Origin of the sequence: Cellulomonas terrae, from assembly GCF_007990265.1 — a bacterium.
In the GTDB taxonomy this organism is placed as follows: Bacteria; Actinomycetota; Actinomycetes; order Actinomycetales; family Cellulomonadaceae; genus Cellulomonas; species Cellulomonas terrae.
In genome coordinates this window covers 95,592-121,293 of record NZ_BJWH01000002.1, presented here as the reverse complement: position 1 = coordinate 121,293, position 25,702 = coordinate 95,592, and the positions used below count along the sequence as shown (strand labels likewise).

Here is a 25,702-nt window from a genome sequence, read left to right as displayed (position 1 = left end):
GCGACATGAGCACCGAGACTCCTCGCGCCGAGCGCGTCAGCCACGCCATCGCCCGCGACGTCACCCTGCCCGGCGGCGCCGGCACCCTGGTGCTGGTCACGATCGACAACGGCCTCGACCACACCAAGCCCACCACGCTCGGTCCGCTCGGCATGGCCGAGCTGACCGAGACGCTCACCGCGCTCCAGGCGCGGGCCGCGGCGGGCGAGATCGTCGCGGTCGCGGTCACCGGCAAGCCCTACTACCTCGCCGCCGGCGCGGACCTCACCCAGATCGGGTCGGTGCCGGGCCGCGAGGGTGCTCTGCAGCTCGGCCAGAACGGGCACCGGGCCTACGAGCTCCTGCACACCATGGGCGTCCCGACGTTCGCGTTCGTCAACGGCGTCGCCCTGGGCGGCGGTCTGGAGCTGGCGTTGAACTGCGACTACCGCACGGTGGCGTCCGACGTCCGCGCGCTGGCGCTGCCCGAGACCGGCCTGGGCCTGGTACCGGGCTGGGGCGGCGCCTACATCGTGCCGCGCCTGGTCGGTGTCGAGAAGGCTCTCGACGTCATCCTCACGCGCCCCGCGGCCAACAAGCCGTTCGCGGCGGTCGAGGCCACGACGATCGGCCTCATGGACGTCGTGCTGGACCCGGCGGACTTCCTCGAGGAGTCGATCCGCTGGGCCGCCCGCGTGGTGACCGGCGAGGTCGTCGTGCCGCGTCGCGAGCTCGACAGCGCCGAGGTCTGGGACGGTGTCGTCGCGGCGGCCCGCCAGCGCCTCGACGCGGTCATCCACCGGTCGCGGCCCGCGCCCTACCGTGCGCTGGACCTGGTCGCCGCCGCGCGGACCGCGTCCCGCGCGGAGGCCTTCGCGGCCGAGGACGAGGCGCTCGCCGACCTGATCATGAGCGACGAGATGCGCGCGTCGGTGTACGCGTTCGGGCTCGTGTCCGGCGGGAAGAAGCCCGTCGGCGCCCCCGACCGGTCGCTCGCGCAGCCCGTCACCCGGGTCGGCATCGTCGGTGCCGGGCTCATGGCCGCGCAGATCGCGATGCTCTTCGCGCAGCGCCTCGGTGTGCCCGTCGTCATGCGGGACCTCGACCAGGAGCGCGTCGACAAGGGCCTCGCCGCGGTGCGGTCCTCCGTCGACCGCCTCACGTCGACGGGCCGCATGAGCGAGTCGGCCGCCTCACGCCTGATCGGGTCGATCCACGGCACCACCGACCTCGCCGAGTTCGCGGCCTGCGACCTCGTCATCGAGGCGGTCACCGAGATCCTCGACCTGAAGAAGAAGGTGTTCGCCGAGCTGGAGACCGTCATCTCCCCGACGACGATCCTCGCGACCAACACCTCCGCGCTGTCCGTCACCGCGATGGCGGCCGACCTGCAGCACCCCGAGCGCGTCGTCGGGCTGCACTTCTTCAACCCCGTGGCCGCGATGCCGCTGGTGGAGGTCGTGCAGGCCGAGAAGACGTCGCTCGAGGCGCTCGCCACCGGGTTCGCCGTCGCGGCCAAGCTGCGCAAGACGGCCGTCCTCGTCGCGGACCGTCCGGGCTTCGTCGTCAACCGGCTGCTCGTCCTGCTGCTCGGCGTGATCGTCGACGCGGTGGAGAAGGGCACGCCGGTCGAGGTCGCGGACCGTGCGCTACGCCCGCTCGGCCTGCCGATGCCTCCGTTCGAGCTGTTCGACCTCGTCGGGCCGGCCGTCGGCCTGCACGTGCTGACGTCCCTGCGCGAGGAGCTCGGCGACCGGTTCCCGCGCTCCCCCGGGCTCGAGAAGCTGGTGGCGGAAGGCACCACGGTGGTCCTGCCCGCGAAGGCGAAGGGTCTGCCGAAGCCGGTCGACCCCGCGATCCAGGCCGCGTTCACCGAGACGACGGGAACCCCGCTGGACGAGGCGGGCGTGCTCGACAGCGTGCTCACGGCCCTGACGGTCGAGGTCGGGCACATGCTCGCCGAGGGCGTCGTCGCCACCCCGCAGCAGATCGACCTGTGCATGATCCTGGGCGCGGGCTGGGGCTTCCACCTCGGTGGGCTCACGCCGTACCTGGACCGCACCGGCTACTCCGAGCGCGTGCTCGGCCGCCGGATCCTGCCCGACGGCGTCGCGAACGTGCCCGCCTAGCGCTCAGTAGACGCTCAGCCCTCGGTCCCGGAACGTCGCGCGCACGCGCTCGACGAGCTCCGGGGTCGGGGGCTGGGTGTCGGTGAGCTCGTACTGCATCCCCAGGGCGTCCCACTTGTCGCGGCCCATCTGGTGGAACGGGAGGACCTCGACGCGCTCGACGACGTCACCGAGGGCCGCGACGTGACCCGCGACCGCCTCGACGTTCTCGGGCGCGTCGGTCAGACCGGGGACGAGCACGAACCGCACCCACGTGCGGGTACCGCTCGCGCGCAGGCGCTGCCCGAAGTCCAGCGTCGGCTGCAGGGCCCGACCCGTGACGCGACGGTAGGTCTCCGGCAGCCCGGACTTGATGTCGAGGAGCACCAGGTCGACGTCCGCGAGCATCGCGTCGGTGCACTGGCTGCCCAGGAACCCGGACGTGTCCACCGTGGTGTGCACGCCCATGGCCTTCGCCCCGCGCAGCAGCCGCGCGACGAACGCCGGCTGCATCAGGGGCTCGCCACCCGAGATCGTCAGGCCACCACCGGTCGCCGCGAACACGGTCCGGTACCGGGCGACCCGCGCGAGGATCTCGTCGGCCGTCACGTCCGTCCCCCGGCGCATCTGCATGGTGTCGGGGTTGTGGCAGTACAGGCACTGCAACGGGCAGCCGGCCAGGAACACCGTCAGCCGCGTGCCCGGTCCGTCCACCGCGGTCACCAGCTCCCAGGAGTGGACGGAGCCGAGGTCGCCCGCACGCACGGACGCCATCTTCGCGGCGTGGTCGAGCTCGACCGAGGAGAGCCCGGCGGTGCCGGCCTTCGCCCGCGGCAGACCCAGGTGCACGGTCGGCCACGGCGCCTCGTGCACCTGGGTGGTCATGGCCTCGTCAGACCGATCCGTGGAACGTGCGGGACAGCACGTCGAGCTGCTGCTCGCGGGTGAGCCGCACGAAGTTCACGGCGTAGCCCGACACCCGGATGGTCAGCTGCGGGTACTCCTCGGGGTGCTCCATGGCGTCCTCGAGCGTCTCGCGGTTCAGCACGTTGATGTTCAGGTGGTAGCCCGACGACATCATGTACGCGTCGAGCAGCCCGACCAGGTTGGTCACCTGCTCGTCGCGCGTGCGTCCCAGCCCGGTCGGGACGACCGACGACGTCAGCGAGATCCCGTCCATCGCCTCGGCGTACGGGAGCTTCGCCACGGACAGCGCCGAGGCGAGCATCCCGTGCGAGTCGCGGCCGTTCATCGGGTTGGCGCCCGGCGCGAAGGGCTGGCCCGCCACGCGACCGTCGGGGGTGGAGCCCGTCGACTTCCCGTAGACCACGTTCGAGGTGATGGTCAGCACCGACTGGGTGTGGATGGAGTCGCGGTACGTCGGGGTGCGGCGGATCTTCGCCATGAAGGTCTCGACCAGCCAGACCGCGATGTCGTCGGCCCGGTCGTCGTCGTTCCCGTAGGTCGGGAAGTCGCCCTGGACCGTGTACTCGGTGACGAGGCCGTCGGCGTTGCGCACCGGGCGGACGGCGGCGTACTTGATGGCCGAGAGGGAGTCGGCGACGACGGACAGGCCGGCGATCCCGCACGCCATCGTCCGCAGCACCTCGCGGTCGTGCAGCGCCATCTCAAGCCGCTCGTACGCGTACTTGTCGTGCATGAAGTGCACGCAGTTGAGCGCGTCGACGTAGGTCTGTGCGAGCCAGTCGAGCATCACGTCGAACTTGGCGACGACGTCGTCGTAGTCGAGCACGCCACCGACGGCGGCAGGCGCGGCGGGCGCCACCTGCTTACCCGTCAGCTCGTCGCGACCGCCGTTGATCGCGTACAGCAGCGCCTTGGCCAGGTTGACCCGCGCGCCGAAGAACTGCATCTGCTTGCCGACGCGCATCGGCGAGACGCAGCAGGCGATCGCGGCGTCGTCACCCCAGGACTCACGGATCAGGTCGTCCGACTCGTACTGCAGCGCCGAGGTGTCGATCGACACCTGCGTGCAGAAGCGCTTGAACCCGTCCGGCAGCCGGTCCGTCCAGAACACGGTGAGGTTCGGCTCCGGTGCCGGTCCCAGGTTGTAGAGCGTCTGCAGGTACCGGAAGGAGGTCTTCGTGACCAGCGTCCGGCCGTCCTGGCCCATCCCGCCGATCGACTCCGTCACCCACGTCGGGTCACCGGAGAACAGCTCGTCGTACTCGGGGGTGCGCAGGAACCGCACGATCCGCAGCTTGATGACCAGGTCGTCGATGAGCTCCTGGGCGTCCTGCTCGGTCAGCCGGCCCGCGGCCAGGTCGCGCTGGAGGTACACGTCGAGGAACGTGGAGGTGCGGCCCAGCGACATGGCTGCACCGTTCTGCTCCTTCACGGCGCCCAGGTAGGCGAAGTAGAGCCACTGGACCGCTTCCTTCGCGGTCGTCGCGGGACCGGAGATGTCGTAGCCGTAGGACGCGGCCATGGCCTTCAGCTCGCCCAGCGCGCGGATCTGCTCCGCGTGCTCCTCCCGGTCGCGGATGACGTGCTCCGAGGAGCGCTCGCGGTCCAGCTCGGCGCGGTCCTTGCGCTTGGCGGCGATCAGCGCGTCGACGCCGTACAGGGCGACGCGGCGGTAGTCGCCGATGATCCGGCCACGCCCGTAGGCGTCCGGGAGCCCCGTGATGAGGTGCGCCGAACGGGCCGCGCGGACGTCGGGCGGGTAGACGTCGAACACGCCGTCGTTGTGGGTCTTGCGGTACTTGGTGAAGATCTCGCCGACGACCGGGTCGGGCGCGAACCCGTAGGTCTCCAGGGCCTTCTCGACCATCCGGTAGCCACCGTTCGGCATGATCGCGCGCTTGAGGGGCGCGTCCGTCTGCAGACCGACGATGAGCTCGTTGTGCCGGTCGATGTACCCGGGCTCGTGCGACGTGATCGTCGACGGCGTGTGCGGGTCGACGTCGTGGACCCCGCGGGCGCGCTCGGCCGGGAACATCGCCGTCAGCCGCGCCCACATCGCCGTCGTGCGCGCCGTGGGACCGGCGAGGAACGAGGCGTCGCCGGTGTACGGCGTGTAGTTGCACTGGATGAAGCCATGCACGTCGATCTCGTCCGTCCAGGCACCTCGGGCGAAGCCGCGCCACGCGGGCTGCAGGGCGGGCTCGGTGGGGACGTTCCGGGACAGGGTGCTGGTGGACATCTGCGCGCTCCTCCGACTGTGGTCGATGCACTCGACGCTACGGAGGAAGTGATCCCATGTCTCGGGACGAAAGGCCCTAAGTCCAGGGAGGGCCGACCGACGGCCGGCGGCCGCCCCTCAGGCGGGCCGGCCCAGGGCGGCGAGCGTGTCCCGGGCGATGTCGCCGGGCGCGAGCCGGAGCTCGACCACGAGCTGCTCGCGCGTGGCGTGGTCGAGGAACGCCCGCGGGATGCCGACGGCCTGCACGGGCGTCCCGATGCCCGCCTCGCGGGCCCGCTGCGCCACGAGCGACCCGAGGCCCCCGTCGACGACGCCGTCCTCGATGGTGACCACGTGGTCGTGGTCCCCCACCAGCTTGGTGAGCGCCGCGGACACGGGCATGACCCACCGCGGGTCGACGACCGTGACGCGCAGACCGTGCGCGGCGAGCAGCTCCGCGGTCTCGAGCGCGGTCGGCGCCATCGCGCCGTAGCCGACGACGAGCACGTGCTGCGCGTCGGCCGGGCCGTCGTGCCGGGCGAGGACGTCCACCCCGTCGAGGTGGTCGATGGCGGGGACCGGGTCGACGAGCGCGCCCTTCGGGTAGCGGACGACCGTGGGAGCGTCGTCGACGTCGACCGCGGTGCGCAGCGCGTCGCGCAGCGTCTCCTCGTCGCGCGGAGCCGCCAGCCGCAGACCGGGGACGACCCCGAGCATCGCCATGTCCCACATGCCGTTGTGGCTCGCACCGTCGGAGCCCGTGAGCCCCGCCCGGTCGAGGACGAAGGTGACGCCGGCCTTGTGCAGCGCGACGTCCATGAGGACCTGGTCGAAGGCCCGGTTGAGGAACGTGGCGTACACCGCCACGACGGGGTGCAGCCCGCCGAAGGCCATCCCGGCCGCCGACGTCGCCGCGTGCTGCTCGGCGATGCCGACGTCGAAGACCCGCGTCGGGAACTCCGCCGCGAACGGCGCGAGCCCGACGGGCTGGAGCATCGCCGCGGTGATGGCGACGACGTCCGGGCGCCGGCGGCCGATGCGCACGAGCTCGTCGGCGAACACGCTGGTCCACTCGAACCGCGACGGCGCGACGGGCAGCCCGGTCTCGGGGTGGATCTTGCCGACCGCGTGGAACCGGTCCGCGACGTCCTGCTCGGCCGGGACGTACCCGCGGCCCTTCTCGGTGATGACGTGCACGATGACGGGCCCGCCGAACGACTTGGCGTTGCGCAGGGCCTTCTCGACCGCGCGGACGTCGTGCCCGTCGACCGGACCGACGTACTTGATGCCCAGGTCCTCGAACATGCCCTGCGGCACCAGGACGTCCTTGAGCCCGCGCTTCATGCCGTGCAGGGCGTCGTACGTCGCACGGCCGGGCGCCCCGGACCGGCGCAGCGTGCGCTTCCCCCAGGACAGGACGTTCTCGTAGCCGCGCGTGGTGCGCAGCGTGTCCAGATGGTGCGCCAGGCCCCCGATCGTCGGCGCGTAGGAGCGGCCGTTGTCGTTGACCACGACCACCAGACGACGGTCCTGCCCGGCGGCGATGTTGTTGAGCGCCTCCCAGGCCATCCCGCCCGTGAGCGCCCCGTCGCCGATCACCGCGACCACGTGCCGGTCGCCCCGGCCCTGCAGCTCGTTGGCCTTGGCGATGCCGTCTGCCCAGCTGAGCGCGGTGGAGGCGTGCGAGTTCTCGACGACGTCGTGCTCGGACTCCGTCCGGCTGGGGTACCCGGACAGCCCGCCCTTGCTGCGCAGCTGCGAGAAGTCGCGACGGCCGGTGAGCAGCTTGTGCACGTAGGCCTGGTGGCCGGTGTCGAACACCATGGTGTCGAGCGGCGACTCGAAGACCCGGTGCATCGCGATGGTCAGCTCGACGACCCCGAGGTTCGGCCCGAGGTGCCCACCCGTCCGGGAGACCTGCTCGACCAGGAACGTGCGGATCTCGGCGGCGAGGTCGTCGGCCTGCTGCGAGGTGAGCCGGCGCACGTCCTGCGGGGAGTTGATGCGCGTCAGCTGACCCATGGTGGTGCCTCCTCCTCCGGTGTACGGCGACGATGCCGCACCGTGCGGACGCCGAAAGCTTGCCCACACTGTAGGCCGAGCCGACCGTGCCCACGCGCTGACGCAGGTCAGCGCCGTGTGGAGGCCCCGTGAAGACGGCTCCCGGACCGACTACCATGGACAGGAAAGGGGGAAACCCATGCGCTTCCTGCCCGGCCACGCGGCCACCTCCGACCTCACGTACGGCGACGTCTTCCTCGTCCCGTCGCGTTCCGAGGTCACCTCCCGCTTCGACGTCGACCTCACCGCGGTCGACGGCACCGGCACCACCGTCCCCGTCGTCGTCGCCAACATGACGGCCGTCGCCGGCCGCCGCATGGCCGAGACGGTCGCCCGCCGTGGCGGCATCACCGTCCTGCCGCAGGACGTCCCGACGGACGTCGTCGCCGAGGTCGTCTCCTCGGTCAAGGCGCGGCACACCGTCGTCGAGTCCGCGGTGGTCGTCAGCCCGCACGACACGGTGCACACCGCGCTGACCCTCATCGGCAAGCGCGCGCACGGCGCCGCGGTCGTCGTGGACGGCGGCCGGCCCGTCGGCGTCGTCACCGAGGCGGACTGCCAGGGCGTCGACCGCTTCACGCAGGTCGAGGCCGTCATGAGCGCCCACCCGACGACCGTGGACCTCGCGATCGTCGAGCAGGGTGGCCTGCGCGGGCTGGAGGCAGCATTCGAGAAGCTGCACGGCTCCCGGCGCAAGTTCTCCCCCGTGGTCCGCGACGGGGAGCTGGTGGGCGTGCTCACGCAGGTGGGCGCGCTGCGCTCGTCGATCTACCAGCCCGCCGTCGACGCCCAGGGGCGCCTGCGCGTCGCCGCGGCCGTCGGGATCAACGGTGACGTCAAGCAGAAGGCGCTCGAGCTGCTGGAGGCCGGGGTGGACGTGCTCGTCGTCGACACGGCCCACGGGCACCAGCGCAAGATGCTCGACGCGCTCGGGGCGGTGCGCTCGCTCGACCCGGACGTGCCCGTCGTCGCGGGCAACGTGGTCACCGCCGAGGGCACCCGGGACCTGATCGCCGCGGGCGCGGACATCGTCAAGGTCGGCGTCGGCCCCGGCGCCATGTGCACCACCCGGATGATGACCGCCGTCGGCCGGCCGCAGTTCTCCGCCGTGCTGGAGTGCGCCGCCGAGGCACGCCGTCTGGGCAAGCACGTCTGGGCCGACGGGGGCGTCCGGCACCCGCGCGACGTCGCCCTCGCGCTCGCGGCCGGTGCGTCGCAGGTCATGGTCGGGTCCTGGTTCGCCGGCACGCACGAGTCGCCGGGCGACCTGCACGAGGACGGCACCGGCCGCCTGTACAAGGAGAGCTTCGGCATGGCGTCCGCGCGGGCCGTCGCCGCCCGTACCCGGGGCGGCTCGGCGTTCGACCGGGCGCGCAAGGCGCTCTACGAGGAGGGCATCTCGTCCTCCCGGATGTACCTGGACCCCCGGCGCCCTGGTGTCGAGGACCTCATCGACCACATCACCGCGGGCGTGCGCTCGGCGGCGACCTACGTCGGCGCCACCTCCCTCGACGAGCTCCACGAGCGCGCCGTGGTCGGCATCCAGTCGGCCGCGGGCTACGAGGAGGGGCGTCCGCTGCCCGACGGCTGGTGAGCGGCATGCGTCCCGTCCTGGTGGTCATGCACGCCCCGCACGAGGGCCCCGGGCTGATCGCGCGCGGCATCGACGCACCCGTGCGCGTCCGCACGGTCCTCGACCTGGACGACGCCCGGCTCCCGGACCTCGACGAGGTGTCGGGTGTGGTCGTCATGGGTGGTCCGATGGACGCCGACGACGTGGCCGGTCATCCCGGGCTGGCCGCCGAGCGCGCGCTGCTCGCCGCGGCGGTCGACGCCGACGTGCCGGTGCTCGGCGTGTGCCTCGGCATGCAGCTCCTGGCCATGGCACTCGGTTCCCCGCTGCACCTGCGCGCCGCCACGGAGATCGGGTTCGCGCCGGTCGACGTCGTCGCGGAGGACCTGATGCTCGGGGCGCTGGGCGAGCGGCCGACGGTGCTGCACTGGCACTCCGACACCGTCGAGCTCCCGGCCGGCGCCACGCTGCTGGCCTCGACGCCCGCCACCCCCGTGCAGGCGTTCCGCGCAGGCAGCGCCCTGGGGGTGCAGTTCCACCCCGAGCTCGACGCCGGGATGCTCGACCTGTGGCTCTCGACACCGGACATGGTCGGGGACCTCTCCCCCGAGGAGATCGACGAGATCCGCGCCGCCGGCGCCGAGCACCTGCCCGGGCTCGTGCCTGCCGCGACGAAGATGTTCGCCGCCTTCGGGGAGCTCGCGCGGGCCCGCGGATGACGGACCCGACCCCGGCGGTGCGTGGGGCGCGCGCCGAGCTGCTCGACCTGTGCGCACGCGGCCTCGACTGGCGCGTCGACCCCGCGCGGGTGCTGGAGGACCCGTCCACCGCCCGGCCGGCCGCGGTGCTGGTCCTGTTCGGAGAGCTCGACGCGACCCCGTCGCGGACCGACGACCCGGTGGTCGCCCGTGACCTCGACGTCCTGCTCCAGCGGCGGTCCCGGACCCTCGGGCACCACGCCGGGCAGATCGCCTTCCCGGGGGGTCGGCTCGAGCCCGCGGACGCCGGACCGCGCGAGGCCGCGCTCCGGGAGGCCGTCGAGGAGGTCGGTCTCGACGCGTCGGGCGTCGAGGTGCTCGGTACCCTGCCGCCCATGCCCGTGCCGGTCAGCAACCACCTGGTCACGCCCGTCCCGGCGTGGTGGACGCGTCCCTCGCAGGTCGCGGCCGTCGACCACGCCGAGACGGTGGACGTGTTCCGCATCCCGGTGGCGGACCTGCTGGAGCCGGCCAACCGGGCGAGCGTCGAGCACACCCGCTGGGGCCGGACAGTACGCACGCCTGCGTTCACCGTCGACGGTGTGCTGGTCTGGGGGTTCACCGGCATCGTCCTGGCGAGGATGTTCGACGCCCTCGGCTGGGCCGTGCCCTACGACGTGCACCGCACGGTGCTGGCCCGCTGACGTGGTGCATCCCGTCCCGGAGATCGAGGTCACGGCCGATCTCGCGCGCACCCTGCTGCGCGAGCAGCACCCCGACCTGGCCGACCTGCCACTGACCTGGGCGGGCACCGGGTGGGACAACGCGCTGTGGCGCGTCGGGGAGCACCTGGCCGCGCGGTTCCCCGTCCGGGCGGTCTCTGCTCCTCTCGTCGTGCACGAGCAGCGCTGGCTCCCCGTGCTCGCGCCGCTGCTCCCGGTCGACGTCCCGACCCCCGTCCGGGTGGGCGTGCCGTCGTCCACCTACCCGTGGGCGTGGAGCGTCGTCCCCTGGTTCGACGCGGTCGCCGCGCACCACACGCCGGTCGCCGGCCGCTCGGCGTGGGCGCCGGCGCTGGCCGACGTGTTCGCCGCGCTGCACCGCCCGGCCCCGGACGACGCGCCGGTGAACCCGTACCGCGGCGTCCCCGTCGCGCCGCGCGAGCAGCCGCTGCGCGAACGGCTGGACCGGCTCGGGCTGCCGGAGGCCGACCGCGTCCTCGAGCGCTGGCGCGACCTGGCCGCCGCCCCGGCGTGGGACGGTCCGGCCGTGTGGCTGCACGGCGACCCCCACCCGGCCAACCTGCTGGTGCACGACGGTGTGCTGCGCGCGGTCATCGACTTCGGCGACGTGACGTCCGGCGACCCGGCCTCCGACCTGTCGACCGCGTGGCTGACGTTCGACGCCGACGGACGCGCGGCGTTCCGGGAGCGGCTGGCCACCGACGACGCGACGTGGCGGCGTGCGCAGGCGTGGGCGCTGCACATGGCGGTGGTCCTGCAGATGCACCCCGTGGACCACCCCACCCTCGCGGAGATCGGGCGCCACGGGATCGCGCAGGCGCTCGCCGACTGATCTCGCGGGATACTGGCGCCATGGCGAACGAGCCCAACAAGACCACCCCGACCGACGCCGACGTCGACGCGTTCCTCGCGGCCGTGGAGCACCCGGTGCGTCGCCGCGACGCCCGCCGCCTCGTCGAGCTGATGACCCGCGTCACCGGTGAGCAGCCGCAGATGTGGGGGCCGTCCATCGTCGGCTTCGGCAGCTACCACTACGAGTACGCGTCGGGCAGGCAGGGCGACGCGATCGCCGCGGGCTTCTCACCGCGCAAGGCCGCCACGACGGTGTACCTCGCCGACGGCACCGAGTCGCACGCCGACCTGCTCGCGGGGCTCGGCCCGCACACGACCGGAGCGAGCTGCCTCTACATCAAGGACCTCGACGCGATCGACCTCGGCGTCCTCGAGGAGGCGGTCCGCCGCTCGTACGCGGCCGTGACGTCCCGGTGAGTGTCGGACCGACCTCCTAGCGTGGCGGGATGCCGACCCGAACCCTCGGCGTCCTCGGGGTGCCGTCCAGCGCCGCCGCGCACGCCCCCGGCCTGGAACGCTCCCCCGCCGCGCTGCGTGCCGCCGGACTGGTGCCCGCACTCGAACGCACCCGCCGTCGCGTGGTCGACCACGGCGACACGACACTCGCCCGCTGGCGCCCCGACCCGCCCGAGCACACCACGCCGCACGACGTGCACCGGGTCGCCGCCGTCCTCCAGGAGGCCCGGTCTGCGCTGGCTCCGGTGCTGTCGGCAGGGCACGTCCCGGTCGTCCTCGGCGGCGAGTGCACGGTGACCCTCGCGGTCCTCGCCGCGTGCGCGGACGCCGGGCGCGACCTGGGGCTCGTCTACGTCGACGGCGGTCAGGACCTGCAGCTGCCCGCGGACCACCCGGAGGAGCCCATCGCGGACTCGATGGGCGTGGCCCACCTGCTGGACCTGCCGGGCACCCACGACGTCCTCGCCGGGCTCGGACCTCGTCGCCCGCTCCTGACCGCCGCCCGGTTGTGCTTCGTGGGCTTCGCCGACGCCGAGGAGGACGTGCACGGCCTCGTCCCGTCCGTCCGGATCCCCGCGTCGACGGTGCTGGCGGACCCGGCCGCCGCCGCGCACCGGGCCGTGACCGCCGTCGGCGCTGCCGCCGACGGCTTCCTCGTGCACCTCGACGTCGACGTCCTCGACATGTTCACGCTGGCGCTCGCCGACATCCCCCAGTACCGGAGCGGCCTGACCCCGCCGGTGCTGACCGACCTGCTCGCCACGCTCGCGGCCGCCCCCGGCTGGTCCGGCCTCGTCGTCGCCGAGGCGAACCCCGACCGCGACGACGAGCACGGGACGTCGACGCGCACCCTCGTCGGCCTGCTGGAGGCTGCGCTCACCACCTCCTGAGATCGCCGCCCCACCAGCAGTCCCGCGGGGGATGATGTCCGCCGTGACCGACGCACCGACCACCGCCCCCGCACCGGCCTCCGGCCTGCGCCCCTGGCTGCGCGACCTCGGTGCCGTCGTGGCGCGCGGCGCACGGCTCTGGGCCCGCTCGTGGCCGTTGCTGCTGGTGATCGCGCTGCTCGCCGTGGCCGGGCGGCACGCCGCCGGGTGGGCAGCCGTCAACGCCTCGACCGTGAACAACACGCTCGGCTGGGCGGTGCTCGTGCTCGCTCCGTTGAGCATGGTCGCCGGCATCGTCGCCATGCTGCACGTGCTGCGGCGTGACCTGCCTGCGCTGGCCGCCATCGGGCGCACGGCCGGTCCCGCGGACGCCGCGTCCGGGCACGAGCGCGGCCTGATCGACGTGCTCGCCTCGGTGTTCGTACCGTTCCTCGCGCTGTACGCCTCGTACGGGCTGTTGGACGAGGACCGGTCGCGGTTCCTCAACACGGCGGCGTTCCGGGAGTTCCGGGAGAACGGGTTCTCCTTGACCGGGGACGGTCCCGACGGTGGGTTCTCGGAGCTCGCCACCGGCTGGGGCCTGGTCGCCCTGGTCGTGGTGGCGGTCGTGCTCCGCTGGCTGCTCGGCCGGTGGGAGGGGCGGAGCCACCGCCGGGTGCTCGGCTTCGCGGGTGCGTACGTCGAGGCGTTCTGGCTGCTGGCCGTGGCGGCGTTCGCGACGGAGCTGATCGACGAGCTCTGGGCATGGGTCGAGAGCAGGCGGGCCGTGTCGATCGTGCTCGACTGGTGGCTCACGCTGCTCGACGCGCTGGGCCCGGTCGCCGCGCCGGTCGACGCCGTCGTCGACGTGGTCGCCGGGGTGCTGGGCAACCTCGACGACCTCGTCGTCATCCCGCTCGCGTGGCTCACCGTGGGTGCGGTCGTCTACGGGCACAAGCTGGCGGCACCGCCGCCGTTGCAGCCGCGCGTCCGCCTGGCCGCGTGGCAGCGGCTGCCGGCTCCGGTGCGTCGTTGGACGACCGAGGCCGCCGCACCCGTCGTCGGCGACGTGCGGAGCCGCTTCACCGCCCTCACCGACGGGCTGCGCCGCCTCGCGGTCGCCGGGCTCGGACCCATGCTCGTGTTCGCGCTCGCGTTCCTCGCCGCCACGCGCATCGAGGAAGGGATCCTCCTGCTCGGCCGCGCGATCGTCGGTCCGCAGGACCTCTTCACGTGGCACGCGTTCTTCCCCATGGTGGCCTCCGTCGCGACCGCCGTCGGCCTGACGGTGACGATGGCGCTGCTCGCGGCCGGTGTGGACCGCATCCTCGCGGGCCAGGCGGCCGCTGCGGCACCGGAGCCGGTGGCGACCGAGGTCTAGCCCGGCACCTCGAGCAGCAGGTACTGCGGCTTCTGCCACCACAGCACCACCTCGGTGACCTCGGTCTCCTCGGGGACGACGACCACCCGCGAGACGGACCACGTGGCCGGCCGGGGCGCCGTCTCCGGGTCGCTGAGCTTCTCGTCCAGGTCACCCAACGATGCCCGCGGACCGGGGGTGTCCTCGGGGACGCACGGGATCACGGCCTGGAACGCACCCCATGCGTTCGACACGTAGTCGTACCGCGTGCCGGTCGCGTCGCGCACCGCGAGCACGCACCCGGAGAGCACGCTGTCCGGGTTGGCGCTCAGGGTCAGGTCCACCTGCACCGCACGGGTGCCGTCCGGCAGCTCCATCTGGTCGGGCAGGGTCGTCGCGTCGTCGACGCCGTCGAGGTGCACCTGCACGTCGATCGGCAGGGTGCCGCCCAGCCCGTCGTACACCCGCTGGTGGAAGTCACCCGTACCGCCGGCAGCGACCGTCGTGGGCCGACGCAGGTCCTGCTCCCACCACAGGGTGCGGACGCGGTCACCCGACGCGACGAGCGCGAGCGCGAGCGCCACGGGCAGGGTGACCAGCGCCCACCGGTTGCGGCGCCACCACCCGACGACAGGTGCCTCTGGTGCCGGCGGGACGCTCGGGGTGCTCACGGCTGCTCCGGGGGCTCGTCGGAGCGCGGGGGCACCGGCACGGGTGTGTCGTCCGCAGCCCACGCGTCCGCGTCGGCCTGCGTGATACCGAGGTCGATGTCGGCGAGGTCGTCGGCCCGCTGGTCCTCCTGGTTCAGCCCGATGCGCAGGTGCGCGCCCGGCAGGGCCTCGGGCGGGACCTCGACGCTCACGGTGGCGTAGCGCGGCACACCGGGCTGCGCGGTCCCCGCCAGGAACGAGGAACGCCCGCTCGTGAACACCGTGTAGGTGCGACCGTCGCCGCCGAGCAGCTCCGCGAAGGAGATCAGGCGCGGCTGCCCGCTCGCCACGATGGTCAGGGGAACCGTGAGGAACACGCCGGGTGTGGAGAGCAGCGACGAGGCGACCGGGCTCACGACGGTCGAGCCGGTCGGTTCGCCGGCCGTCAGCCGCGCGTAGCGGAGCTCGACCGTCTCCCCGACGACCGTCGGCCGGACGAACGGCGCGGACACGCGGTCGTCGACCGGGAAGGCGCTGACGACGACGTGGCCGACGGCCAGGGCAGCGAGCACGGCCGCAGCTGCGCCGACGGTCTGCCCGCGGGACCGGCGCACCCGCGTGGCGGGAACCACCGGTGCCGTGGGATCGGGAACGCTCACGACCCGCCCTCCGCATCCGCGTCCGAGCGGGCCTCGCGGACGTCGAGCTCGCCCCGCAGCGTCGTCGTCGGCTCCCGCCAGCTGACGGTCGGGTCGAGGATGCCGGTGCCCCACCTCTGCCGCTGCACGAGCACGGTCGCGCTCGTGGGCGGCGCGACGGACCCGTCCTGCTCGAAGAGGAACGCGGCCTCGTAGGTCAGACCCGGCTGGACGGGGCTGAGGGACGAGCCGTCCGCCAGCACCGCGATCGAGCTGGCCGCCACACCGGGGACGAGCGTCCTGGGCTCCTGCACGAGGCCGTCGACGTCGGTGAGCGTGAGTGCGTCCCTCAGGGTGTGTCCGAGGACGCCCGCGTCGGTCGTGTTGCGCACCGTGGCGACGACGCCCACCCAGCGGTTGCCGTCGTCGGACAGGTACTGCCCCGGCAGCTCCGTGGTCCACACGACGCGGTGCACGGTCAGCTCGAACGGTGCGACGTCGACGGGGGCGTCGACCACGAGCACCTCGGGACCGTCCTGCGTCTGCTCGCGCAGCCCGCCGAACGCCGCCGTGGCGGCCAGGAGCACGAGGGCGCCGCCGATCCCGATGCGCCGCAGCGGCTGGTCGAGAGCGCGTCGCGCGACCAGGCTGCCGCTCGCCCGCGCACGGGCGCGCAGGTCGGGCGGGGCGGCGGGTCCGGACACGGGTGCGAGTGTAGGGGCGCCGACGGCGTGCGCGACGGCGACGCCCACGCGGCTGGCCGGACCCCCGAGAACGCCGCGAGCCCGGCCCCCGCTGAGGGGACCGGGCTCGGGGCTCTGACCCGCGTCAGGCCTTGACGAGCGAGCGCAGCACGTACTGCAGGATGCCGCCGTTGCGGTAGTAGTCCGCCTCGCCGGGGGTGTCGATGCGCAGCACCGCGTCGAACGCGACGACCGTGCCGTCGTCCTTCGTGGCCGTGACCGCCAGCGTGCGCGGCGTGGTGCCCTCGTTCAGCGCGGTGACGCCCGTGATGTCGAACGTCTCCGTGCCGTCCAGGCCGAGCGAGTCGGCCGACTCCCCCTCCGGGAACTGCAGCGGGAGCACACCCATCCCGATGAGGTTCGAGCGGTGGATCCGCTCGAAGCTCTCCGTGATGACGGCCTTCACGCCCAGCAGGCTGGTGCCCTTGGCGGCCCAGTCGCGCGACGAGCCGGAGCCGTACTCCTTGCCGCCGAGGACGACCAGCGGGATGCCCGCCTGCTGGTACGCCTGCGACGCGTCGTAGATCGACGACTGCTCACCCGTCAGGAGGTTCTTGGTGAACCCGCCCTCGACACCGGGGACCAGCTGGTTGCGCAGCCGGATGTTGGCGAACGTGCCGCGGATCATGACCTCGTGGTTGCCACGGCGCGAGCCGTAGGAGTTGAAGTCACGACGACCCACCCCGTGCTCGGCGAGGTACAGCCCGGCCGGGCTGTCGGCCTTGATCGAGCCGGCCGGGCTGATGTGGTCGGTGGTCACCGAGTCGCCCAGCTTGGCCAGCACGCGCGCACCGTGGAAGTCGACCACCGGAGCCGGCTCCGCCTGCATGCCCTCGAAGTACGGGGGCTTGCGGACGTAGGTCGACTCGGGGTCCCACTCGAACGTGTCGCCCTCGGGGGTCGGCAGCGCGCGCCAGCGGTCGTCCCCGCTGAACACGTCCGCGTAGTCCTTGGTGAACATCGCGCGGTCGATCGACGCGTCGATCGTGGACTGCACCTCGTCCGGCGTCGGCCAGATGTCCCGCAGGAAGATCGGCTGACCGGCCTCGTCGCGGCCCAGCGGGTCCGACTCGAAGTCGAAGTCCATGGTCCCGGCCAGCGCGTACGCGATGACCAGCGGCGGGGAGGCCAGGTAGTTCATCTTGATGTCGGGGTTGATGCGCCCCTCGAAGTTCCGGTTCCCGGACAGCACCGCGGCGACCGCGAGGTCGTGCTCCTGCACGGTCTCCGAGACCTTCTCGTCGAGCGGGCCGGAGTTGCCGATGCACGTCGCGCAGCCGTAGCCGACGAGGTGGAAGCCCAGCTTCTCGAGGTACGGCCACAGGCCGGCCTTCTCGTAGTAGTTGGTGACGACCTGCGAGCCGGGCGCCATCGACGTCTTGACCCACGGCTTGGCCGAGAGGCCCTTCTCGACGGCCTTCTTCGCGACGAGCGCCGCCGCGATCATCACCGACGGGTTCGACGTGTTGGTGCAGCTCGTGATGGACGCGATGGCGACGGCGCCGTGGAACAGGTCGAACGACCGGCCCTCGGTGTCCGTCGTCGGGAACACGCGGGTCGCCGACGACGTGATCGCCGGGGAGTCGGACGCGGGGAACGACTCGCGCTCGGCCTCGTCGACCCCGTTGGTGACCTCGGGGGCGTACGTCGGCAGGTCCCGCTGGAACTGCTCCTTGGCCCGCGACAGCTCGATGCGGTCCTGGGGGCGCTTCGGGCCGGCGATCGACGGCACGACCGTCGACAGGTCGAGCTCCAGGTACTCCGAGAACACCGGCTGGACGTAGCCGTCCAGGGTCGGGTCCAGCCACATGCCCTGCTCCTTGGCGTACGCCTCGACGAGCGCGAGCTGCTCCTCGGAGCGCCCGGTCAGGCGCAGGTACTCGATCGTCACGGAGTCGATCGGGAAGATCGCGGCGGTCGAGCCGAACTCGGGGCTCATGTTGCCGATCGTCGCGCGGTTGGCCAGCGGCACCGCCGCGACGCCCTCGCCGTAGAACTCGACGAACTTGCCGACGACGCCGTGCTGACGCAGCTTCTGCGTGATCGTGAGCACGATGTCGGTCGCGGTCACGCCCGGCGGGATGGTGCCGGTGAGCTTGAAGCCGACGACGCGCGGGATGAGCATCGACACGGGCTGGCCGAGCATGGCCGCCTCGGCCTCGATGCCGCCGACGCCCCAGCCCAGCACGCCGAGGCCGTTGACCATGGTCGTGTGCGAGTCGGTGCCGACGCACGTGTCCGGGTAGGCCTTGCCGTCACGGACCATCACGCCGCGGGCCAGGTACTCGATGTTGACCTGGTGCACGATGCCGGTGCCCGGCGGGACGACCTTGAAGTCGTCGAACGCCGTCTGGCCCCAGCGCAGGAACTGGTAGCGCTCGCGGTTGCGCTCGTACTCGAGCTCGACGTTGCGCTCGAACGCGTCGGCGCGGCCCGCGACGTCGATCTGCACGGAGTGGTCGATGACCAGCTCGGCGGGTGCCAGCGGGTTGATCCGGCTGGCGTCGCCGCCGAGGTCGACGACGGCCTCACGCATCGTGGCCAGGTCGACGACGCAGGGCACGCCGGTGAAGTCCTGCATGATCACGCGCGCGGGCGTGAACTGGATCTCGGTGTCGGGCTGGGCGTCCGGGTCCCACTCCGCGAGCGCGCGCACGTGGTCGGCCGTGATGTTGGCGCCGTCCTCGGTGCGCAGGAGGTTCTCCGCGAGCACCTTGAGGCTGAACGGCAGGCGCTCCACCCCCGGGACGGCCGAGAGCCGGTACACCTCGTACGAGGCGTCACCGACCTCGAGTGTTCCCTTCGAACCGAAGCTGTCGACGCTGCTCACGGGGGGCTCCTTCGCTGGCGAGTCTGCCGATGGTGCTGCCGGGGATGGGTAGTCACCCGGACCGCAGGGCGGTGCGACCTCTCAGCCTAGGCGGCCGGGATCACGATTTATCTCGACATCAAGATACATGCTCGCGGGCCCCCGCGCACGCGCGTCCCACATCGGCGCGCCGCGTGCGCAGGGGCCCGCAGGACCGGTGCTCAGCTCCGCGCGGCCCGCTCCGCGTCGACGGCGTCCTGTGCCTTGCGCTCGGCCTCGATCGCACGCTCGTGCGACCGCGGGTCGTACTCGGGCGTGCCCTGCTTGTGCAGCTCCTGGGTGACCAGCCGCTTGGCCTCCGCCAGCCGGCTGACCGCATCCTTCTCGCTCACCGTGCCGCTCCTCCCTGCCGGGCCGTGGCCGGTCCGGCGACGCGTTCCACGCTAGTCGCGGGCGCGGGCCTGTGCACCCGCGTCAGCGCCCGACGCCCGGCGTCAGCGCGTCAGGACGGCGACGGCCTCGAGGTGGTGCGTCATCGGGAACAGGTCGTAGGCCTGCAGGTCCGTCAGCACGTACCCGGCGTCGGCGAAGAGCGCGATGTCGCGGGCCAGCGCCGCCGGGTCGCACGCCACGTAGACCACCCGCTCCGGGCGCAGCTCGGTAATCCCGGCGACGACCTTGCGTCCCGCGCCGGTCCGCGGCGGATCGAGCACGACCGCGTCCGCGTGCACGACGTCGGAGTCGGCGTCCAGCCGACCTGTGAGCACCTGGGCGACGTCCCCGGCGTGGAGCTCGACGTTGCGACGGTCGTGCAGGTTGCGGCGGGCGTCCTTCACGGCTCGGGCGTCCCCCTCGACGGAGATCACCTCCCCGGTCTCCCCGACCGCGTCGGACAGCGGCGCGGTGAACAGCCCGGCACCGGAGTACAGGTCCAGGACCGCAGCGCCGTCGACGTCACCCAGCCCGGCGAGCACCGCCGCGACCAGGAGGTCGGGCGCCTCCCGGTGGACCTGCCAGAAGCCGGCTCCGGCGACGCGGAAGTCGTACCCGACCTCGCCGCGCTGCACGTGCTCCTTGACCGCCGTGCGGGCGTTCGGCCGGCCGTCCATGCGGCCTCGGCCGATGTCGAACGGTGCACCGTCGACGAGGACGAGCGGGGTGTCACCGCTGGAGGGGGCGATCGCCTCGACGCGCGCGCCACCCGACCAACGCCGGCCGAACAGGTCGAGCGCCGCGATCGCCTCGCTGGCCAGCGGCATCGAGTCCAGCAGGTGGATGTCGTGCGACCGGAAGCCGTGCATGCCCGCACGCCCCTCCGCGTCGGTGACGAGGTCGATGCGGGTGCGCCAGCCCAGGCCGCCACGCTCGTCGTCGCCCGGAGCCGCCTGCACCGGCACGTCGAGGTCGAGCCTGGCGAGCCGGCGCAGCTGCTCGGACAGCACCGCCGCCTTCCACGCCCGCTGGGCCGGCAGCGACACGTGCGCGAGCTCTCCCCCGCCCACGCCGCCGGCGCCGGCCGCGGGCCAGGCGGACTCGACCCGGTCGGGCGACGCCTCCAGCACCTCGACGGCGTCGGCGCGCCAGAACTTCGCCGTCTCCCCCGCGTCGGTCAGCCGCGCGCGGACGCGCTCGCCGGGGAGCGTGTGCCGGACGAAGATGACGCGACCCTCGTGGCGGGCCACGCAGTGCCCGCCGTGCGCCACCGGGCCGATCTCGAGCTCGACCAGCTCGCCGGACACGTCCTGTGCAGGGTCAGTAGCCACGCGGAACGGTACCCCGGACCGGCTCCTCGAGCCCCGTCTGCCCCTCGGAGGACGCCAGCTGCCACGGCACCGACGCCACGACCACGCCCGGCGTGAACAGCAGCCGGCCCTTGAGCCGCAGCGCGGACTGGTTGTGCAGCAGCTGCTCCCACCAGTGCCCGACCACGTACTCGGGGATGTAGACCACCACGAGGTCCCGAGGGCTGTCCCGTCGGATCGAGCGCACGTACGTGAGCACCGGTCGGGTGATCTCCCGGAACGGCGAGTCGAGCACCCGTAGCGGCACCGGGATGTTCATCGCCTCCCACTGCTCCCGCAGCACCACGACGTCCTCCGGGTCGACCCCGACGGTGAGGGCCTCCAGCACCTGCGGGCGCGACGCGCGCGCGTACGCCAGCGCGCGCATCGTCGGCCGGTGCAGGTGCGAGACCAGCACGATCGCGTGCACCCGGCTGGGCAGCGCACGAGCCGCCTCTGCGTCGGTGCCCAGCGCCAGCTCGGCGCGCACCAGCGCGTAGTGGCGGTGGATGGACTGCATGAGGACGTAGATGATGACCATCGCCAGGATGGCGATCCACGCGCCGTGCGTGAACTTGGTGATGAGCACCACGACGAGCACCGTCGCCGTCATCGCCAGGCCGACGGAGTTGATGATCCGCGACCGCTTCATCCGCGTCCGCCGGGCCGGGTCCGGCTCCGTGCGCAGGTGCCGCGTCCAGTGCCGGACCATGCCGAGCTGGCTGACCGTGAACGACACGAAGACGCCGACGATGTACAGCTGGATCAGGCGGGTGACCTGGGCGTCGAACGCCCAGATGAGTGCGATGGCGACGAGCGCGAGGGTGACGATGCCGTTGGAGAAGGCCAGCCGGTCGCCGCGGGTGTGGAGCTGGCGGGGCAGGTAGCCGTCGCGCGCCAGGATCGAGCCGAGCACGGGAAACCCGTTGAACGCCGTGTTGGCCGCGAGCACGAGGATCAGCCCGGTGACGATGGCCACCAGCACCGCGACGACGGGCACGCCGGAGAACACCGCGGACGACAGCTGGCTGATCACAGGGTGCTGCACGTAGCTCTCCCCCACCGGCACGCCGTCCTCCAGCAGCTGCGTCTGGGGGTCGTCGGCGAACACCACGCCGGTCGCGCGGGACAGCAGCAGGATCGACATGATCATGACGATCGACAGGCCGCCCAGCAGGGCCAGCGTCGTCGCCGCGTTCCTCGACTTCGGCTTCTTGAACGCCGGCACGCCGTTGCTGATCGCCTCGACACCCGTCAGGGCCGCGCACCCGGACGCGAACGCCCGCAGGATCAGGAAGAACCCGGCCAGCCCCGTGAGGCCCTGGTCGAACGCGGCGTCCGGCGCCAGCTCGTAGCCGGAGCTCTCCGCCATGGTCAGGTTGCCCGTGAGCAGCTGGATGGAGCCGATGACGGCGATCGAGCCGATGGCGAGCATGAACAGGTAGACCGGGAGCGCGAACACCCGTCCCGACTCCTTCACGCCACGCAGGTTCGCGACCGTCAGGAGCACGACCAGCCCGACCGCGAACGTCGCCTCGTGCCCGCGCAGCGCCGGGAACGCGGACGCGGCGTACTGGGCACCCGAGGAGATCGACACGGCGACCGTGAGGACGTAGTCGACGAGCAGGGCGCTGGCCACGGTGACGCCGGCGTTCTTGCCGAGGTTCGTGGTCGCGACCTCGTAGTCACCCCCACCGGACGGGTACGCGTGCACGTTCTGCCGGTACGACGCGACGACGACGACCATCACCGCGACGACCGCCAGGCCGACCCACGGCGAGAAGACGAGCGCCGCCATCCCGGCGAGCGAGAGCGTCAGGAGGATCTCGTCGGGCGCGTACGCCACCGACGAGAGCGCGTCCGACGCGAACACCGGGAGCGCGATGCGCTTCGGCAGGAGCGTGTGGCCGAGCCGGTCGCTGCGGACAGGGCGTCCGAGCAACAGGCGTTTGGCGGCATCCGAGAGGTCCGACACGATCCGCAATGCTAGGCCTGTGAACCGTCGCCCACACCACCCCACCCGGCGCGCCGGGTGAGGTGGACGGTATAGCGTGCCGCACTGTGCACTTCGTGATCATGGGATGCGGCCGGGTCGGTGCGACGCTGGCGAAGAGTCTCGAGGACAACGGGCACTCGGTGGCCGTCATCGACCAGAACCCCGAGGCGTTCCGGCGGCTCGACCCCGAGTTCGGCGGGAACAAGGTCACCGGCCTCGGCTTCGACCGGGACACGCTCAAGCAGGCGGGGATCGAGGAGGCGTTCGCGTTCGCGGCCGTCTCCGACGGTGACAACTCGAACATCCTCGCGGCCCGGGTGGTGCGCGAGACGTTCGGCATCGAGAACGTCGTCGCCCGGATCTACGACCCGCACCGGGCCGAGATCTACCAGCGCCTCGGCATCCCGACGGTCGCGACGGTCCGCTGGACCGCCCACCAGGTCCTGCGCCGGCTGCTCCCCATGGGTGCCACGGACGAGTACCGGGACGCCTCCGGCCAGATCCAGCTGTCCCAGGTCGACGTCCACCCGGGCTGGGTCGGCAAGCCGCTGCGCACCCTGGAGGACGCCGCCGGCGCCCGCATCGCGTACGTGACCCGCTACGGCGACGGCCTCCTGCCGACGCCGACCACCGTCCTGCAGGAGAACGACACCGTGCACGTGCTCATGCGGGCGGACTCCTCCGCCCTGGTCGAACGCATCCTCACCAGCGCGCCGGCGGTGACCGCATGAGGGTCGTCATCGCGGGCGCCGGCTCGGTCGGTCGCTCCATCGCGCGCGAGCTCCTCGGGCACGGCCACGAGGTCACCCTGATCGACCGGCAGCCGTCGGCGATGCGGGTCTCGCAGGTCGCCGAGGCGGACTGGCTGCTGGCGGACGCGTGCGAGCTGCCCACCCTGCGCCAGGTCAAGACCGAGGAGTGCGACGTCGTCGTGGCGGCGACCGGCGACGACAAGGCGAACCTGGTCATCTCGCTGCTGGCCAAGACCGAGTTCGGCGTCCCCCGCACGGTCGCCCGCGTGAACAACCCGAAGAACGAGTGGATGTTCGACGAGGCGTGGGGCGTCGACGTCGCGGTCTCCACGCCCCGGATCATGACGGCGATGGTCGAGGAGGCCGTCACGGTCGGGGACCTCGTGCGGATCTTCACGTTCCACCAGTCACGGGCCGACATCCTCGAGCTCACGCTCCCGGACGACTCCCCGTTGGCAGGGGTGCGCGTCGGTCAGATCGAGTGGCCCACCGACACCGTGCTGGCGTGCATCGTGCGGGACGCGCGGCCGATCGCCCCGAGCCCCGACGACACGCTCGAGGGCCGGGACGAGCTGTTGTTCGTCACCGCTCGGGAGTCGGACGAGGCAGCTCTGGAGCAGCTCTTGACCCACGGACCAGCAACCAGCTGACCCACAGCGCGAGCGCCGTGCCGGGCACCCCCATGACGAGCTTCGCGGTGCCCAGCCACGTGACCTCGGAGCTGAAGTAGAGCGGGAGCTGGACCGCCAGGCGCAGACCGAAGAGCGCCACGAACGGCACGGTCGCGAGCGCGTAGCGCCGCCGCAGCGGGCGGTCTTTCCGCCACGCGACTGCTCCCGCCCACGAGCCACCCTCGTTGAGCGGACCGGCCTTCGAGAACAGCCCGACGACGAGACCGACGAGCGGCCAGCCGATCACGATGGTCAGCAGGGTCCCGAGGAACCACGAGACGTTCACCCAGAGGCCGTACGCGAAGAAGTCCTTCGCGTCGCCCGTCCGCCACGCCCACAGCACCCCGATGGCGACGCCGAGGAAGCCGCCGAACGCCTGGGTCGGGGCCTGGCGCTGCACCAGCCGGACGACGACGGTGATCACCGCGGCCGACAGGGCGACGATCAGCGCGGGTGCGAGCTGCTGCCCGACGGCGATGTACACGACGACGAACAGCATGCCCGGGGCGACGGACTCGATGATCCCGCGCACGCCCCCGACGGCGTCCGACGCCGAGAACGTGTCCGACGTCAGCACCTTCATCCCGCGCGCGGGGCCGTCCTGAGGGTCTGCGCCGTCGTCGACGGCAGCGAGGACGTCGTCCGGGTCCCTGCGCTCCGACTCACTCACCGGGACGCGGCCTGAGCTCGTAGCGGGGGTTGAACACGGTCTTGCGACCGTCGATGAGGCACACGAGCCCTTCGATCTTCAGCCGGCGACCCGGGGTGACGCCGCCGATCTCGCGCCGGCCGAGCCAGACCAGGTCGAGCGCACCGCTGCCGTCGTACAGCTCGGCCTCCAGCGCCGGCACGCCCTCACGCGGCCGCAGGGTGACGGACCGGATGACACCGGAGACGCTGGCGCGCGAGCGGTCCGCCAGCTGGTCGACCGGGGTGCAGCCGACCGAACGGTGCGCGTCGGCACGTTCCTCGGAGGCCTCGATCTCGGCCTGCGACGCGACCGCCTTCTTCAGGCGCTCCTTGAGGCTCATCGGATCTCCGTGATCTCCGGGCCGCGGGTCAGCGGGTCGAAGTCCGGGGCCGCGGGAGCCTCGGCGACGGCGCCCTGCGCGGTCTCGTCGGAGGACTTCAGGTTGGGCGTCCCCGGTCCCGGCAGCGTCAGTGTGAGCAGGTCACGGGGCGGACGGGCGTCCGTGCCACGAACCACGACGATCCCGGCGAAGAGCTGCTCAAGCGCGGTCGCGGCCGACGGGTCCACCGCCGCGCGCCCGGTGACGACACCGCGCACGAACCACCGCGGACCGTCGGCACCGATGAAGCGGGCCGGTCGGTGCCCGGTGCGCCCCTCCGGCGTCCGGACGGGGAGCCGGGCCAGGAGCTCGCGCCCGAACGGGCCCGGCAGGTCGTCGGCGGAGCCACCCTGCTGGGTCACGGACTCGGCGATCTCGGCGCGGATCTCGTCCCAGATGCCGTCGGTGCGGGGCGCCGCGAACGCCTGCACCTGCAGCGACGAGCCGTCCAGGAGGATCGACGCGGCGGACACCACGTTGGTCGCCTTGTCGATCTCCATGCGCAGCTCCATGCCCTGCACGCCGGGCAGGAGGATGGCACCGAGGTCCACGCGCGGCACGTCGTCGTCGACCTGCGAGGCGTCCCACGGGCCGCTGGTGCGTGCGGTCGGGACGTCCTTGGGCTCGGGCCCGTCGTCGACGGACAGCTCGTCGACCTCGGTCTCCACCGCGTCTTGGGGGGCAGGATCCTTCCCACCACGCCGGAACAGCGCCACGTGCTCACTCCTCTTCGACGCGCTCGCGCGCA

23 protein-coding genes are annotated in these 25,702 nt (G+C 72.6%); 10 read left to right on the top strand and 13 right to left on the bottom strand.

What is annotated here, in order from left to right; all coding sequences use genetic code 11:
- Positions 1 to 5: 5 nt before the first annotated feature.
- Positions 6 to 2,108: a 3-hydroxyacyl-CoA dehydrogenase NAD-binding domain-containing protein gene (locus tag CTE05_RS02750; protein ID WP_146844587.1), complete on the top strand. Its 2,103-nt coding sequence runs from the start codon at positions 6 to 8 to the stop codon at positions 2,106 to 2,108.
- 3 nt (positions 2,109 to 2,111) lie between these two features.
- Here CTE05_RS02750 and pflA read toward each other — a convergent pair whose 3' ends face one another.
- From pflA to dxs, 3 genes are all read right to left on the bottom strand, one after another.
- Positions 2,112 to 2,972 (bottom strand): pyruvate formate-lyase-activating protein, encoded by an 861-nt coding sequence (gene pflA, locus CTE05_RS02745; RefSeq protein WP_146844586.1) that lies wholly within the window; start codon positions 2,970 to 2,972, stop codon positions 2,112 to 2,114.
- Between the two features lie 7 nt (positions 2,973 to 2,979).
- Positions 2,980 to 5,253: a formate C-acetyltransferase gene (gene pflB, locus CTE05_RS02740; protein ID WP_146844585.1), complete on the bottom strand. Its 2,274-nt coding sequence runs from the start codon at positions 5,251 to 5,253 to the stop codon at positions 2,980 to 2,982.
- A gap of 117 nt (positions 5,254 to 5,370) precedes the next feature.
- A complete protein-coding gene (gene dxs, locus CTE05_RS02735) occupies positions 5,371 to 7,254 on the bottom strand; it encodes a 1-deoxy-D-xylulose-5-phosphate synthase (protein ID WP_146844584.1) in 1,884 nt (627 codons plus the stop codon).
- A gap of 178 nt (positions 7,255 to 7,432) precedes the next feature.
- On the opposite strand from dxs, the gene CTE05_RS02730 reads away from it, so the two are divergent.
- Genes CTE05_RS02730 through CTE05_RS02700 form a run of 7 tightly spaced genes read left to right on the top strand, consistent with a single transcriptional unit; the run spans position 7,433 to position 13,865 of the window.
- Positions 7,433 to 8,887, top strand: coding sequence for a GuaB1 family IMP dehydrogenase-related protein (locus CTE05_RS02730; RefSeq protein WP_146844583.1), 1,455 nt, complete (start codon positions 7,433 to 7,435; stop codon positions 8,885 to 8,887).
- Positions 8,888 to 8,892: 5 nt separating this feature from the next.
- Positions 8,893 to 9,585, top strand: coding sequence for a type 1 glutamine amidotransferase (locus tag CTE05_RS02725; RefSeq protein ID WP_146844582.1), 693 nt, complete (start codon positions 8,893 to 8,895; stop codon positions 9,583 to 9,585).
- A complete protein-coding gene (locus CTE05_RS02720) occupies positions 9,582 to 10,268 on the top strand; it encodes an NUDIX hydrolase (RefSeq protein ID WP_146844581.1) in 687 nt (228 codons plus the stop codon). Before CTE05_RS02725 ends, CTE05_RS02720 begins: the two co-directional genes overlap by 4 nt.
- A gap of 1 nt (position 10,269) precedes the next feature.
- Entirely contained in the window at positions 10,270 to 11,139 is an 870-nt protein-coding gene (locus CTE05_RS02715; RefSeq protein WP_146844580.1) for an aminoglycoside phosphotransferase family protein, read from the top strand.
- A 20-nt stretch (positions 11,140 to 11,159) separates the two neighbouring features.
- Complete coding sequence (locus tag CTE05_RS02710; RefSeq protein WP_146844579.1) at positions 11,160 to 11,576, top strand: DUF1801 domain-containing protein; 417 nt, start codon at positions 11,160 to 11,162, stop codon at positions 11,574 to 11,576.
- Positions 11,577 to 11,605: 29 nt separating this feature from the next.
- A complete protein-coding gene (locus CTE05_RS02705; protein ID WP_146844578.1) occupies positions 11,606 to 12,505 on the top strand; it encodes an arginase family protein in 900 nt (299 codons plus the stop codon).
- Between the two features lie 43 nt (positions 12,506 to 12,548).
- Positions 12,549 to 13,865 carry a hypothetical protein gene (locus CTE05_RS02700; protein ID WP_146844577.1) on the top strand — a complete coding sequence of 439 codons (1,317 nt, stop codon included), beginning with the start codon at positions 12,549 to 12,551 and terminating at the stop codon, positions 13,863 to 13,865.
- Here the strand turns inward: CTE05_RS02700 and CTE05_RS02695 are convergent.
- The 7 genes from CTE05_RS02695 to CTE05_RS02665 all read right to left on the bottom strand — a co-directional run bounded on the left by CTE05_RS02695 (position 13,862) and on the right by CTE05_RS02665 (position 22,440).
- Positions 13,862 to 14,515, bottom strand: coding sequence for a hypothetical protein (locus CTE05_RS02695; protein WP_146844576.1), 654 nt, complete (start codon positions 14,513 to 14,515; stop codon positions 13,862 to 13,864). The two genes, CTE05_RS02700 and CTE05_RS02695, sit on opposite strands and share 4 nt — an antisense overlap.
- Positions 14,512 to 15,153: a hypothetical protein gene (locus tag CTE05_RS02690; protein ID WP_146844575.1), complete on the bottom strand. Its 642-nt coding sequence runs from the start codon at positions 15,151 to 15,153 to the stop codon at positions 14,512 to 14,514. The genes CTE05_RS02695 and CTE05_RS02690 overlap by 4 nt, the downstream gene beginning before the upstream one ends.
- The gene (locus CTE05_RS02685; protein WP_146844574.1) at positions 15,150 to 15,836 is read right to left on the bottom strand and encodes a hypothetical protein; all 687 of its coding nucleotides are present in this window, start codon (positions 15,834 to 15,836) and stop codon (positions 15,150 to 15,152) included. Before CTE05_RS02685 ends, CTE05_RS02690 begins: the two co-directional genes overlap by 4 nt.
- Positions 15,837 to 15,960: 124 nt before the next feature.
- Positions 15,961 to 18,705 carry an aconitate hydratase AcnA gene (acnA, locus tag CTE05_RS02680; protein WP_146844573.1) on the bottom strand — a complete coding sequence of 915 codons (2,745 nt, stop codon included), beginning with the start codon at positions 18,703 to 18,705 and terminating at the stop codon, positions 15,961 to 15,963.
- 200 nt (positions 18,706 to 18,905) lie between these two features.
- Complete coding sequence (locus tag CTE05_RS02675; protein WP_146844572.1) at positions 18,906 to 19,076, bottom strand: translation initiation factor 2; 171 nt, start codon at positions 19,074 to 19,076, stop codon at positions 18,906 to 18,908.
- Positions 19,077 to 19,178: 102 nt separating this feature from the next.
- The gene (locus CTE05_RS02670; protein ID WP_246123218.1) at positions 19,179 to 20,447 is read right to left on the bottom strand and encodes a class I SAM-dependent RNA methyltransferase; all 1,269 of its coding nucleotides are present in this window, start codon (positions 20,445 to 20,447) and stop codon (positions 19,179 to 19,181) included.
- Positions 20,437 to 22,440: an APC family permease gene (locus CTE05_RS02665; RefSeq protein ID WP_146844571.1), complete on the bottom strand. Its 2,004-nt coding sequence runs from the start codon at positions 22,438 to 22,440 to the stop codon at positions 20,437 to 20,439. The genes CTE05_RS02670 and CTE05_RS02665 overlap by 11 nt, the downstream gene beginning before the upstream one ends.
- A 101-nt stretch (positions 22,441 to 22,541) precedes the next feature.
- On the opposite strand from CTE05_RS02665, the gene CTE05_RS02660 reads away from it, so the two are divergent.
- Together CTE05_RS02660 and CTE05_RS02655 are read left to right on the top strand one after the other, a co-directional pair.
- The gene (locus CTE05_RS02660) at positions 22,542 to 23,192 is read left to right on the top strand and encodes a potassium channel family protein (protein ID WP_146844786.1); all 651 of its coding nucleotides are present in this window, start codon (positions 22,542 to 22,544) and stop codon (positions 23,190 to 23,192) included.
- Positions 23,189 to 23,863, top strand: a complete 675-nt coding sequence (locus CTE05_RS02655; protein WP_146844570.1) for a potassium channel family protein — start codon at positions 23,189 to 23,191, stop codon at positions 23,861 to 23,863. The genes CTE05_RS02660 and CTE05_RS02655 overlap by 4 nt, the downstream gene beginning before the upstream one ends.
- Here CTE05_RS02655 and CTE05_RS02650 read toward each other — a convergent pair.
- From CTE05_RS02650 to CTE05_RS02640, 3 genes are read right to left on the bottom strand one after another with little or no spacing between them, the layout of a single operon-like run.
- Positions 23,796 to 24,554, bottom strand: a complete 759-nt coding sequence (locus CTE05_RS02650; RefSeq protein ID WP_246123217.1) for a DUF3159 domain-containing protein — start codon at positions 24,552 to 24,554, stop codon at positions 23,796 to 23,798. The genes CTE05_RS02655 and CTE05_RS02650 overlap by 68 nt on opposite strands.
- Entirely contained in the window at positions 24,547 to 24,915 is a 369-nt protein-coding gene (locus CTE05_RS02645) for an OB-fold nucleic acid binding domain-containing protein (protein WP_146844569.1), read from the bottom strand. The genes CTE05_RS02650 and CTE05_RS02645 overlap by 8 nt, the downstream gene beginning before the upstream one ends.
- On the bottom strand, positions 24,912 to 25,670 hold the full coding sequence (locus CTE05_RS02640; protein WP_246123216.1) for a DUF3710 domain-containing protein: 759 nt from the start codon (positions 25,668 to 25,670) through the stop codon (positions 24,912 to 24,914). Before CTE05_RS02640 ends, CTE05_RS02645 begins: the two co-directional genes overlap by 4 nt.
- Between the last annotated feature and the right edge of the window lie 32 nt (positions 25,671 to 25,702).